General features: G+C 64.0%; 11 protein-coding genes. 9 read left to right on the top strand and 2 right to left on the bottom strand.

The annotated features are described in order from the left end of the window. Positions 1 to 37 precede the first annotated feature (37 nt). The 6 genes from XW59_RS23815 (at position 38) to XW59_RS23840 (ending at position 7095) form a co-directional block, all read left to right on the top strand. A complete protein-coding gene (locus XW59_RS23815; RefSeq protein WP_047148194.1) occupies positions 38 to 1663 on the top strand; it encodes an amidohydrolase in 1626 nt (541 codons plus the stop codon). A 107-nt stretch (positions 1664 to 1770) separates the two neighbouring features. Next, entirely contained in the window at positions 1771 to 3363 is a 1593-nt protein-coding gene (locus tag XW59_RS23820; RefSeq protein ID WP_047148195.1) for an ABC transporter substrate-binding protein, read from the top strand. Positions 3364 to 3470: 107 nt separating this feature from the next. Further along, a complete protein-coding gene (locus XW59_RS23825; RefSeq protein ID WP_047148196.1) occupies positions 3471 to 4406 on the top strand; it encodes an ABC transporter permease in 936 nt (311 codons plus the stop codon). A 6-nt stretch (positions 4407 to 4412) separates the two neighbouring features. After that, on the top strand, positions 4413 to 5234 hold the full coding sequence (locus XW59_RS23830; RefSeq protein ID WP_047148197.1) for an ABC transporter permease: 822 nt from the start codon (positions 4413 to 4415) through the stop codon (positions 5232 to 5234). After that, positions 5231 to 6139: an ABC transporter ATP-binding protein gene (locus tag XW59_RS23835; protein WP_047148198.1), complete on the top strand. Its 909-nt coding sequence runs from the start codon at positions 5231 to 5233 to the stop codon at positions 6137 to 6139. The genes XW59_RS23830 and XW59_RS23835 overlap by 4 nt, the downstream gene beginning before the upstream one ends. Beyond that, on the top strand, positions 6136 to 7095 hold the full coding sequence (locus XW59_RS23840; RefSeq protein ID WP_047148199.1) for an ATP-binding cassette domain-containing protein: 960 nt from the start codon (positions 6136 to 6138) through the stop codon (positions 7093 to 7095). The genes XW59_RS23835 and XW59_RS23840 overlap by 4 nt, the downstream gene beginning before the upstream one ends. Positions 7096 to 7275: 180 nt before the next feature. Here XW59_RS23840 and XW59_RS23845 read toward each other — a convergent pair whose 3' ends face one another. Beyond that, a complete protein-coding gene (locus XW59_RS23845) occupies positions 7276 to 8952 on the bottom strand; it encodes a hypothetical protein (protein ID WP_052958434.1) in 1677 nt (558 codons plus the stop codon). Positions 8953 to 9075: 123 nt separating this feature from the next. On the opposite strand from XW59_RS23845, the gene XW59_RS23850 reads away from it, so the two are divergent. The 3 genes from XW59_RS23850 to XW59_RS23860 all read left to right on the top strand — a co-directional run bounded on the left by XW59_RS23850 (position 9076) and on the right by XW59_RS23860 (position 11989). After that, positions 9076 to 10050, top strand: a complete 975-nt coding sequence (locus tag XW59_RS23850; protein ID WP_052958436.1) for an FAD-dependent oxidoreductase — start codon at positions 9076 to 9078, stop codon at positions 10048 to 10050. Then, positions 10047 to 11075, top strand: a complete 1029-nt coding sequence (locus tag XW59_RS23855) for an ABC transporter substrate-binding protein (RefSeq protein ID WP_047148200.1) — start codon at positions 10047 to 10049, stop codon at positions 11073 to 11075. Before XW59_RS23850 ends, XW59_RS23855 begins: the two co-directional genes overlap by 4 nt. 122 nt (positions 11076 to 11197) lie before the next feature. After that, positions 11198 to 11989 carry an SDR family NAD(P)-dependent oxidoreductase gene (locus tag XW59_RS23860; RefSeq protein WP_047148201.1) on the top strand — a complete coding sequence of 264 codons (792 nt, stop codon included), beginning with the start codon at positions 11198 to 11200 and terminating at the stop codon, positions 11987 to 11989. A 9-nt stretch (positions 11990 to 11998) separates the two neighbouring features. Here the strand turns inward: XW59_RS23860 and XW59_RS23865 are convergent, their stop codons facing one another. Further along, complete coding sequence (locus tag XW59_RS23865) at positions 11999 to 12907, bottom strand: helix-turn-helix domain-containing protein (protein WP_052958438.1); 909 nt, start codon at positions 12905 to 12907, stop codon at positions 11999 to 12001. Positions 12908 to 12941 lie beyond the last annotated feature (34 nt).

Raw genomic sequence — 12941 nt, forward strand, 5'->3', positions numbered from 1 at the left:
GGTCCGACGCTGCAATCGTCCAGTTCCGGGGGGTATCTTGTCCAACAGCATCCTTGCTGATCTCATTCTGCACAATGGAGACATCTGGCGTGGCCGCGAGGACGGCCGCTGTCAGGCACTTGCCGTATGGCAGGGCAAAATTCTCGCCACGGGTTCGGATGCCGGCATCCTTGCGCTGAAAGGACCGGAGACCGAGGTGATCGACCTTGAGGGACGCTTCGCGAGTCCCGGCCTGATCGACAACCACCTGCATCTGATCTCGACCGGGCTGGTGATGGGGATGGTGGATGTCACCCCGGATGCCGTGCCGACGCTGGAAACTATGGTCGAGGCGATCGCGACCCGCGCCGCCCGGACCCCGAAGGGCGCCTGGGTGCTGGCCCGCGGCTACGATCAGGTCAAGCTCGACACCGGCGCGCATCCGACCCGCGAAGACCTCGACCGTGCCGCGCCCGACCACCCCGTTCTGGTTACCCGCGCCTGCGGCCATATCGCGATCGCCAACTCGAAGGCGCTGGAGCTCGCCGGCGTGTCGGAATCCACACCCACGCCCGAAGGCGGCGTCATCGGGATGGATGGAAACCGGCTGAATGGTCTTCTGGCGGAGAACGCCATCGGCCTTGTCAGGTCCGCCATTCCGGAAGTGCCGGAGGACCGGCTGGTCGAGGCGATCGAGCTGGGTGGCCGGCTGTTGCTTTCCTACGGCATCACCAGCACCATGGATGCGGCGGTCGGGCAGGTGTCCGGGCTGCCGGAGATTCGCGCCTACGAGCTGGCGAAGCTGGCGGGCCGCTTGCCGGTGCGAGTCTGGCTGACGCTGCTCGGCGATCCCGGCAAGTCCATCGTCGAGGATTGCTGGAAGATGGGGCTGGTCTCAGGGGCGGGGGACGACATGCTGCGCGTCGGCGCGGTCAAGATCTTCCTCGATGGCTCGGCCGGTGGTCGCACCGCCTGGATGACCCAACCCTACAAGGACGAGCCCGAAAACCTTGGCGTCCAGATGCTGCCCGACGAGCAGGTCTTCACTCTGGTGAAGGACTATCACGGCAAGGGCTATGCGCTGGCCTGCCACGCGATCGGCGACGGGGCCATCGAGCAGCTCATCACCGCCTACGAGAAGGCGCTTGCGGCGTCGCCCGATCCGGAGCGCCGGCACCGGATCGAGCATTGTGGCTATCCTAGCGCGGAGCAGAACCGGCGGATGAGGGCCGCCGGCATTCTGCCGGCGCCGCAGCAGGCCTTCATCTACGATTTCGGCGACAGCTATGTCTCCGTGCTTGGCGAAGAGCGTGCCGCGGGATCCTATCCGATCGGCACCTGGATGCGCATGGGTCTGCGGCCCTCGACCGGGTCCGATTCGCCGGTGTGCTCGCCCAATCCATTCCCGAACCTCTACACGATGATCACACGCCGTACCTGGAAGGGTACGGTCCTGCGCGAATCCGAGTGTCTGAGCCGCGAAGAGGCCTTGCAGGCCTTTACCGAGCATGGGGCCTACTCGCAGAAGGCCGAAGGCGTAAAGGGCCGGCTGGTGCCGGGGCAATGGGCCGATATCGCGGTCTTCAGCGAGAACTTGCTGGAGGCTGCCCCCGAGACCTTGCGGGACACGACGCGCTGCGTGCTGACTCTGCTTGCAGGCCGCGTCGTCCATGATGCACGATGAATAGAAGGGCGGCCCGCATAGAATTGCCGCCACGGAGGAGACAACGACAAGAATAATAAACTGCGCCGGAGCGTAACGGGCCAGCGCGCCACCAGAGGAGAGACGAAATGCTGAAGACCCTTTCACTCGCCGCGTTGCTGAGCCTCGGCACCGCGACGCTGGCATGGGCGGACGAGCCGCGCCATGGCGGCACCTTCAACTTCACGGCGCCCTACGGCTCGGCCTTCGCGACGCTGGACACCCATTCCAGCCCGAACATCCAGGAACAGTTCCTCACCTTTGCCATTCACCGCAGCCTGTATTCGTGGGATTCCCATGCCAACACCCCGGTGCTGGAACTGGCGGATTCGGTCGACGTGTCCGAAGACGGCACCACCTACACCTACCATCTGAAGAAGAACGCGAAGTTCCACAACGGCACGCCGCTGACCGTGGATGACTTCATCTTCACCTATGAGCGCCTGGCGACCGCCTCGAACGCGCTGCCCGGTGCCAGCTACATCAACATCATCAAGGGCGTGCAGGAATTCGGCTCGGGCGCAGCGACGGAGATCGAGGGTCTGAAGAAGATCGACGATCACACGCTGGAAATCACCCTGGATGCGGCCGGCAATCCCGGCTTCAACCTGATGGAACCCACCACGGCGATCTATCCGGCGGACGTGCCGCTGGAGCAACAGGCGATCAATCCGGTCGGCCTTGGCGCCTTCGTCTTCAAAGAGCACGTTCCCGGCTCGCAGATCGTGGTCGAGCGCTTCGACGACTATTACGAGGAAGGCAGGCCCTACCTCGACAGGGTCAACATCATCGTCATGGCCGAAGGCTCGGCGCGCGACGTCGCCTTCCGCAATCAGGAAATCGACGTCTCGATCCTCGGGCCGGTCCAGTATTCCGCCTATCAGGCCGACCCCGCGCTGAAGGACAACATTCTCGAGGTGGCGGAAACCTTTACCCGCAACATCGGCTTCAGCCAGACTCAGGTCGAGGCGTTCAAGGACAAGCGCGTTCGCCAGGCCATCAACTACGCGATCAACTCGGATTTGATCATCGAGCGTCTGGTCAAGGGCAAGGCCGTGCGCGCCACGAGCTGGTTGCCGTTCGGTTCGCCCGCCTTCGACACCGAGGCCGAGCCCTATCCCTACGATCCGGAAAAGGCCAAGGAACTGCTGAAAGAGGCCGGCTACGAGAACGGCTTCGAGTTCGAGGTGACCGCAACGTCGAACGAAAGCTGGGGCGTACCGATCGTTGAGGCCATCCTGCCAATGCTCGCAGAAGTGGGCGTCACCGTGAGGCCGCGTCCGATCGAATCGGCAGCGCTCGGCTCTACCATCTCCGCAGGTAATTTCCAGGCTTATATGTGGTCGAACCTGACCGGGCCGGATCCGCTGACGGTGATGCGCTGCTACTGGTCGCAGACCCCGCAATCGGCCTGCAACTACACCGCCTACTCGAACCCTGAATACGACAAGATCTACGAAGCAGCCCGTGCCGAGCGCGATCCTGAAAAGCAACTGGAGTTGCTGAAGGAGGCCAACAACTTCATCCAGGAAGAAGCGCCGGTCTGGTTCTTCAACTACAACAAGGCGGTCATGGCCCATCAGCCCTGGGTCCACGGGCTGGTTCCGAACGCGACCGAGCTCGCGCTCCAGCCGTATGACGATATCTGGATCGACGACACGGCACCCGCCAGCCGCCAGTAGGAAGGCGACACCGTCCACGAGGGGAAGTTCCCCTCGTGGACTGCCCTCGGATTCGTTCGCGGGATAGTCGCCACCCATCCCCGACGCGGCCTGACCGGGACCAGCTCATGCTACGTTTTGCGCTTCGACGTATCCTCCAGATCATCCCTACAGTGATCGTCGTCGCCCTGTTGATCTTCGTGATCTTCAGCGTCGTTCCAGGCAGCTTCGCTGCCAGCCTTTTCTCGGACGGCCGGACAAATGCCGATCCGCAGCTCGTCGCCCGGCTCACCGCCGAACTTGGTCTCGACAAACCGCTGCACGAACGGTTCTTCACCTATCTGTGGGACCTTGTGCGGTTCGATCTGGGCACGTCCTTCCGCACCCGCCTGCCAGTGATCCAGATGATCAACGAACGTATGTGGGCCTCGCTGGAGCTGGCCGCTGCAGCCATGGTGTTCGCCATCGTGATCGGCGTTCCGCTCGGCTTCATGGCTGCTCTGCGTCCCGGCTCGATCCTCGACACCGTCACGATGATCGGCGCCGTCTCGGGCCTGTCGCTGCCGCAGTTCTGGCTGGGCCTGCTGATGATGATGCTGTTCGCGCTGCATCTGAACTGGCTGCCGAGCTTCGGCTACGGCGGCGGATCGTTCCGCAACCTGATCCTGCCGGCCATGGCCCTCGGCGTGACCCCGCTCGCGCTTTTGGCGCGTACTACCCGCGCCGGCGTTCTGGACGTGATGAACTCGGACTTCATCCGCACTGCCCATGCCAAGGGCATGAGCGAGAGTGCCGTCGTGCGCCGTCATGTCGCCCGCAATGCGCTCGTGCTGATCGTCACCACCGTAGGCCTGCAGTTCGGGTCGCTGATCGGTCAGGCCGTGGTCATCGAGAAGTTGTTCGCATGGCCGGGCATCGGCTCGCTGCTGGTCGACAGCGTGGCGATCCGCGACATCCCGGTGGTCCAGGGCACGATCCTCGTCATCGTGCTGTGGTTCCTCGTCATCAACACGCTGGTCGATCTGCTCTATGCAGCCATCGATCCACGGATCAAACAGGACTGAGCAGCGATGCGTCTTGGCTTCAACCTCGTCTTCGGAGGCTTCCTGACTGTCGTGGTCATCCTCGCCGGCATTCTTGCTCCTTGGCTTGCTCCGTTCGATCCGGTCATGGATGCGAACCTGATGAACGCGGAGCTGCCGCCCGACGGTGAATTCTGGTTCGGCACCGACAGCCAGGGCAGGGACGTCTACTCCCGCATCCTTTACGGCGCCCAGATCTCGCTGACGGTCGGCATTGTCTCGCAGGTCATCAATTCGCTCATCGGTGTGACGCTGGGAATGACTGCCGGCTATTGGGGCGGCTGGTGGGACGACCTCGTCAACGGGATGACCAATGTCATGCTCGCCATCCCCTCGCTGATCTTCGCCCTGGCGGTCATGGCCGTGCTCGGACCGGGCCTCGTGTCGCTCCTGATCGCGCTTGGCTTGACCAACTGGAGCTGGACATGCCGGATCGCCCGTTCCTCGACGCTGTCGCTCAAGTCGCAGGGTTATGTACTGGCGGCGCAATCGCTCGGCTATTCCGACCTGCGCATCATGTTCACGCAGATCCTGCCCAACATGATGGGGCCGATCCTGGTCATGGCGACGCTCGGCATGGGTAGCGCGGTGCTGTCGGAGGCGGCGCTCAGCTTCCTTGGTCTCGGCATCCAGCCGCCGTTCCCGTCCTGGGGTTCGATGCTGACGGATGCGCGCGAGATGATCCAGCTCGCGCCCTGGGTCGCCATCTTCCCCGGCCTCGCCATTTTCCTGTCCGTGCTGGGGTTCAATCTGCTGGGCGACGGCCTGCGAGACAGTCTCGACCCCCATATGAGGACCCGCAAGGCATGACCGTTCCGCTACTCGAGGTCAAAGACCTTCACGTCGGCCTGCCTATCGGCGGCGGCCAGACATACCCGATCCTAAAAGGGGTTTCCTTCCAGATCATGCCGGGTGAGGCTTTCGGGCTCGTGGGCGAGTCGGGCTCTGGCAAATCGGTGACCTCGCTGGCCGCGATGGGTCTCCTGAAAAAGCCCCTGCGCACCACTGCGGGGCAGATTCTGTTTCATGGTCGCGATCTGCTGAAGCTGTCGAGGCGCGAGATGCGCAAGCTGCGGGGTGACCGCATCGCGATGATCTTTCAGGAGCCGATGACCGCGCTCAACCCGCTGGCCACTGTGGGGCGGCAGATCGCCGAGATGTTCTACCTGCATCAGGGCAAGTCGTGGGCGGAAGGCGAGAAACTGGCGGTCGAGGCCTTGGCAAACGTGCGCGTGCCCAACCCCGACCGCCGGGCGAAAAACTATCCGCACCAGATGTCGGGCGGCCTGCGCCAGCGCGTGATGATCGCCATGGCCTTGGCCTGCGATCCCGACCTGCTGATCGCGGACGAGCCGACCACCGCGCTCGACGTGACGGTTCAGGCCGAGGTGCTGCGTCTCATCAAGGAGCTTTGCACCGAACGCGGCACGGCAGTGCTGTTCATCAGCCACGATCTCGGCGTCATCGCTTCGACCTGCCAGCGTGTGGGTGTGATGTATTCGGGGGTGTTGGTAGAGGAGAACTGGACCGAGGCGCTGTTCACCGATCCGCGGCACGAATACACCCGCGGACTCTTGGGCGCGCTGCCGCGTCTCGGCAGCCGTTCCACACAAGGCCGGCACCGGCTGGTGGATATCGACAGCATCATCCCCGACCGCTCGATCCTGACACAGACGCGCTTCATCAGCCCGCGCGGGGAAGGAGCGTCGGCTTGAGCGCGCCCATTCTCGAGGTCGATGACCTGCACGTCCGCTTTCCCATCTCCGGACGCGGCATACTTGGTGCTGGAAAGCGCACGCTCTATGCAGTGACCGGCGTCAGCTTCTCGCTTGCCAAGGGCGAGTGCCTGTCGATCGTCGGCGAATCCGGGTGCGGCAAGTCCACCACGGCGCTGTCCATCATGGGACTTCAGGAGCCGACCGAAGGCACGATCCGCTTCAGAGGCAAACCGATCACCGGACCCGGCGCGCCGAGCCGCATGGCCCGCGCCAAGGCTGCGCAGATGGTGTTCCAGGATCCCTATGCCAGCCTCAATCCGCGTCAGACGGTGAACGCGTCTCTGGCCCAGCCTCTGAAACTGCACGGCATCGCCGGCTCGGAAGCGACCGACCGCATCGCCGCCATGCTCAGGAGCGTCGGCCTCACCGCCGAGCAGGGCAGACGATATCCTCACGAATTTTCGGGAGGCCAGCGGCAGCGTATCGGCATCGCCCGGGCGCTGATCCTCGAACCAGAGATCGTGGTGCTCGACGAACCCGTCTCCGCGCTGGACGTGTCGATCAGGGCGCAGATCATCAATCTTCTGCAGGATCTGCAGGAGCAGTTCGGCCTGTCCTACGTGATGATCTCGCACGATCTGTCGGTCGTCGAGCACATGAGCGACCGGGTACTGGTGATGTTTTTCAGCCAGATCGTCGAGCAGGGCGGCTGGGGAGAGATATTCGAAAATCCACAGCATCCCTACACCAGACGCTTGATCGACGCGATTCCCGATCCCGATGCCGCGCTCGGCCGTGCCCGCAAGGCGACCGAAAAGGTCCACCCCGTCCCGCCGCCGGGCTGGCGCTTCAGTTCAGACGGCAGTGTGGCGCCAGACGTATTCTCGCCACCGGAGGCATCCGAACTCGTCGATATCGGGCCCGACCACAAGGTCCGCCTGTTGCGCGCCTGACGCTAGGCCGAAGGTCCCGCTCGCTGTTTTGTCTACGACGGCGGAGATGGCGGAACGAAATACCGTTCAGCCGAAGCGCCAGACCAACCTTGCCACGCAAGGTTTGGACTTGCCGCTCGCCACCAGCCACGAGGATCGCCTGATCCACGCCGGGTACAGGACAACAGGCCGCTCAGCGGATCATTCAGTACCAGTTGCAGGTTGTCCCGGCTCCATCTTGCGAGATGTCGGATAGCCCAGGATGCCTGTCGGCGCGAATACGTAGCAGTTTGTCCGAAGCGGATCCCCGGTCACGGCGATCATGAAGTCCTCGGGATCATGCACGATCGGCACAAGCCGCTGCGGATCTTCAGTTTCGAGAAAGCTGGCCGGCGTCTTACCCATCCGTACATAGTCGGCGATGTTCCAGATCGCTTTACGCGTCTCGTCCCCGAAGACAAGGTGCTTCTCGAAATCATCGGCCGGAATGCGGCAGTGCTCGAAGAGACAGCGCTTCAGATCGCTCTTGCTCCAGCCGCCTGCGGCGATCGATCGAGCGATGATCGGGGTGAGGAGCAGCAGCGGCCGCAACATGCCGTCGCCGAAGCCGAGCGTGTACCGCACCTGCCATGTGATCATTTTGCGAATGGCGCCGGCCAGCACCACTGCGATCTCCTGCGGCCGGCTGCCGGAGACGTTGGGCAGCACGTCGCCGCCGGAATAGCGAGCGATGGTCACGACACTGTCATCCTTGCCGTAGCCGGCCTCCTCGGCGATGGAGGGCCAGCCGATCTCGGCCAGCACGTCCTCGTTCTCGGCCATGACCACCCGCCAGGTATTGCCGAAGGTGGCCTTGTCCCGTTGGTGAGGCAGGAAGCCGGCGACGTTGCGGAAATAAAGACGAAAGAAACGGCCGACCGATGTGTTGGCGCGAAAGCCGTCGCGCAATACGCCCTGCTCGAAGTTGAAGCCCAACTCACCGATCGCGGGACCGTTGAGCATGATCAGCGTTTCGGCTCCGCTGCTCGAATTGCGCTCGATGCCGAATGCGGGGTCGCACATCGCCTCGGCGATGGCGATGAGCGCCGGCATATGTTCCGGACGGCAGCCTGCCATCACGCCGTTCACGGCAACACTCCACACAGTTGCCGCGCGATTGTCCGACACCATGACGCCGACCACCTCGTCCGCCTTGCGTCCCGTATGTTGCAGGAATGCCTCGACACGCTCGATCGTGGGCGGGATGATGGGCAGACCGTCGGACCACCCCTGCCGTTCGTAGTGGCCGAGAACGGCATCGAGATCGCCTTCGAAGACGATCTCCCGCGGCTCGTATTCCACTGTCGTGGCCCGAGCCGGTGCCGGTTCGACCGTCGATACTGCCGTGACGATCGCATCGGCTGTCGTCTCCGACACGGCCCGTCGCAGCTCGTCCGTGGACATCACGTCGACGTGGCCGGGAATACGTGCGAGTGCCAGACCCGGCAGACCTAGCCCTTCGGCGTTGACGGAGGCCTGGCCGAGAAACCCTTCGCAGATGAGCGAAATGGTCGGAAAGCCCGCCTTCTCGCAAGCCAGCGAGGCTCTTAGCACCGCTGGGGTGCAGGAGCCGCAGCAACCGATGCCCGAGAGCACGAGGTCAACGCCAGCCTGGCGGAGCCGGGCGGGAAGAGCAGCGAGTACTTCGGCCTCATCGCCGCCATGAGTGCTGCCGAACGTTCGCCATGACACGAACTCCGCGCCCGGCAGTCGTTCCCTGAGGGGATCCTCCAGCATCTCGAAGATCTCGTCTCCGCGGAACAGGAAGTCCCACAATTGCGCGATACGCAGCCCTTCCATCTTTGTGGGGCGCGCCGCATAGCGGGCATCCGCGGCCACGCGGACGCTCCCCGGCCATACCGTCCGGAAGTGCCCGGGATTGTCGCCTAGCATCGATGCACAACCACTCAACATGTATAGACAAGATTGGTTGAGATGCTACATTGAAGTAGGGTTAAGTCAATGCCCAAGGGAGCGGACGTGGTCGGGCTGCTGCGGCGAAATCGATACGATCTGGCGGTGGTCGGTGGCGGAACGGCGGGTCTGACGGCGGCCTGGCATGCCGCCCAGCGCGGCCTGTCGGTCCTTCTGATTGAAGGTGCATTGCAACCCGGTGGGCAGATCGCAACGGTCGGACAAATTGAAGGCATGCCGGGTATCGCGCTGTCCGGGCCGGAATTCGCGGCGTCGCTACTCGCGGACGGTAGGAACGCTGGAATCCGCCTTCTGATGGCTGAAGTTTCGGCGATCGAAACGGCGCATGAGGGCTTTGCCCTGCACCATGGCGGAGATTTTGTCTTAGCCCACAACGTCGTGCTCGCGACTGGCGGGAGGTCGCGCAGCCTCGGTGTCATCGGTGAGACGGAATTCCAAGGGCGGGGGGTGGCGCATTGCGCCACCTGCGACGGTCCCCTCTGCCGCGGCCGTGACATTGCGGTCATAGGCGGTGGCGATGCGGCCTTGCAGGAAGCCCTGCTCCTTTCGGCGTATGCACGGACGGTGACGGTGGTCATACGCGGACGCGCACGCGCTCGACGCCATTACCTCGAACGGGCAGAAACGCGAGCCAATCTGCGTTTCGAGTGGGATTCCACGGTCACCGGGATACGGGGTGCCGACGGCGTCGAGGCGATCTCGCTGCGCCACGCGGACGGCCGTGAGAGCGAGCTCGAATGTTTTGCGATCTTTCCGAGGATCGGCTGCATGCCAAACAGCGAGATCGCCGGGGGCATGGTCGACAAGACCCCAGATGGATACATCCGCACGGGCGCCGGTCTGGAGACCAGGACAGCGGGACTGTTCGCGATCGGGGCCGTTCGCGACGGCTTCCCGGGCGACTTGGTCGAAGCAGCAGCGGAAGGAGCCGCGGTAGCGCGCAGCGTGGCGGGCCGGGCTCGCCATTCTTATTCACGCTTCAATGGAGGAAACCAGCAATGACCATCTTCTCTGAATCGAAGCGGCAAGCCCTGCTTTTGTTTGCTGGGGCCGCCCTGGGCATCGGCGCGGCCGGCACCGTGTCCGCTGCGGATACCGTCCGGTACGGTATCGCCGGCCTCTCCGCCAATCATGCGCCTGCGCTGCTCGGTGAAGCCCAACCCGAGGTTTTTGCGAAGCACGATATCGACATTGAGATCACGGACCTTCGTGGCAACAGCGCCAACTGCATAGCGGCGTTGCTGTCGGAAGCGATCGATGTCTGCCAGGTGGGCTCTCCGACGGGCGTTGATGCGATCGTGGAAGGCGCGCCGCTGAAGGCTGTGGCCGTGACCGCCGGGCCGGTGAGCGAACTCGTCCTGTCGAAGCAGACGGCCGACCGACTGGGTATAGCGGCGAATGCGCCGGTCGATGACCGCATTGCGGCCCTCAAGGGGTTGCGCATCGTGTCGGCGGCACCCGGATCAGCCCACTACATCACGCTCGACCGGATGCTGCGAGAGGCAGGGCTGACTATCTCCGACGTGCAGTATCGGACGCTGGGCGACGTGGCTGCCATGATGGAGTCGATCCGCAACGACCAGATCGATGGGGCGATGTGGGGCATCGGTGGTCTAGGCGGAGTTCTGGCGGACGGCAGCGGTGTGCGGTGGATCAGCCTTGCCGGCGGCGACGTGCCGGAGCTGAAGGCGGTGCCTTACGTCACCGTCTACGCGCGCACGGCCTGGATCGATGAGAACACCTCGGTTGTGAAGCGCCTGCATGCGTCGCTTGCCGACGCGATCGCGATGATCAAGTCCGACCCGGATGCGATCTCTCCGGTGATCAAGGCGAAGTATTTCGAGACGCTGGACGCGAATCTCTGGCACGACGGCTTCCAGCAGGCCGCGGGCTCGTTCCTCGACGGCGCCAAGGTGACGCGCGCCGGCTGGGAGCTACTCCTCGAGCTCCAGGCCGAAAGCACCGGCAAGGATTATGGCTCGGCCGGATACGAGGCGGTGATCCTGGAGATCGCGCGTACCGAGTGAGGACCGAATGGCCGGGCGTCTTGCGACTGCTGCTGCTGACCCGGTCGGCAAGATAACCAACGGGATTTGTGCCGGCGGCGGGTCACCGCGCGCTTCGTTCAATTATCATAGGAGGAATCTACATGGCAGGGCAGGCCAACTGGCTGGAACTGGACGGCAAGGTCGCCGTGGTTACGGGCGGTGCCGGGGGCATAGGGAGTGCGATCATTCGCCGCCTCGCGCATGCGGGCGCGGTACCGGTCGCGCTGGACCGCGACGAGGAGCGGCTGGCCGCCCTCAAGTCCGAAATGGCGGCGGAAGGCCACGAGGTGCTGCCAGTCCAGTGCGACCTCGCCGACGAGAAGGCGATCGAGACGGCCGCTGCCGAGATGCGCCAGCAGGTTGGGCCTGCGGACATACTGGTGAACAATGCGGGGTTGGCCAAACCCGGCCGGCTCATGAGCCTGCCGCTGGAGGACTGGCACGCGCTGCTGGCGGTCAACCTGGATTCGTACTTCCTGTGCGCCCGCGCTTTCGGCGCGCACATGGTCGAGAAGGGCCGGGGCGCCATGGTGCATATCGCATCCGTCGCCGCGCACAATCCGCGCGTCGTCGGCGGCGCCTACAGCGTCAGCAAGGCGGGCGTGCTCATGCTGTCATCGCAACTCGCCGGTGATCTCGGCGCATCGGGCGTCCGTAGCAACGTGGTCAGTCCTGGCCTCTTCATGACGCCGATGAGCGTCGCCAACTACGAGAACGATCCGACCATCCGCGAACGGCGCGAGGCCATGATTCCCCTCGGCCGCATCGGCGAGACGCAGGAAGTGGCGGACGCGGTGCTGTTCTTCGCGAGCGACCGATCGAGTTACATGACCGGCCAGTTCCTCGTGGTGGACGGCGGGATGAGCCAGGGCATACTGACCTTGCTTCCCTGATCGTTGTCCTCAATCGGCACGGACCTGCCGCGGCGGGATGCCGTAGAAGCGCTTGAAGGCCCGGCTGAAACTGGAGGCGTCACCAAAGCCCCAGCGATAGGCCGTGTCGGTCACGGAGGCGCCGCGTGCCAGTTCTTGCCTGCACATCTCCAGCCTCCGCTGCAAGATGGTGCGGCCGACGGTCGTTCCCTGCTCCTGGAAAGTGGAGTGCAGGTGGCCTGCCGTCACGCCGAGTTCCGCCGCGACGGCGCTCGCCGCCAGGCCCGGCCGATGCAGGTGGGCTTCTATCAGCGTGACCGCGCGATCGTAGAGCTTTCGCGGAGAAGTAGGGCGATATTCGCTCTGGCGGCCGCCGCACGCCGCGGATACCAGGCGCAGCGCGTTGGACAGCAGAAAGTCACGTTCGCTTTCGCTGAGGGCGTCGATCTCATGCCAGACCGTTTCCAAATAGCGCAGCGCCACTGCGCCGGAGCCCCTGCTAGTGGCGATCGGAACCGCGCAGAAACGCTCCGGCTCGGGCATCATCTGGCGGACCATCTGGCCGGGAAGCTGGTGGCACATGAATGCCCCGGAGGTCCGCCGTTCGAACTCGTAGGGAATACGAGTGTTGAGCAGTACGGCGCTTCCCGGTTCCAGCATCGCCTCGCGGCCGAACTGGCGATAGACCAGCGAACCGGTCTGCGGTCCGATGAGGATGAACTGGTCTTCCGCCCTCTGTTCGATGCTGGACGCATTGCGCGAACCGCGTATCGGGTCGGGGTGATAGACGAGGCCTTCCGTCACCGCGAACGCACCAGCCTGTCGCCGGCGCAGACGCGTCGACACGGGCGTACGCATGCCGTCCACCACGACGGGGAAGAAGACTTCCTGCACCGCGCGGCAATAGCCTTCGAAGGAATTAGCGGTTCGCGCCTGCACTCTGCGTCTCCGGATCTTGGAGGCATGGGCGGTT

Source organism: Aquamicrobium sp. LC103, assembly GCF_001014615.2.
In the GTDB taxonomy this organism is placed as follows: Bacteria; Pseudomonadota; Alphaproteobacteria; order Rhizobiales; family Rhizobiaceae; genus LBCQ02.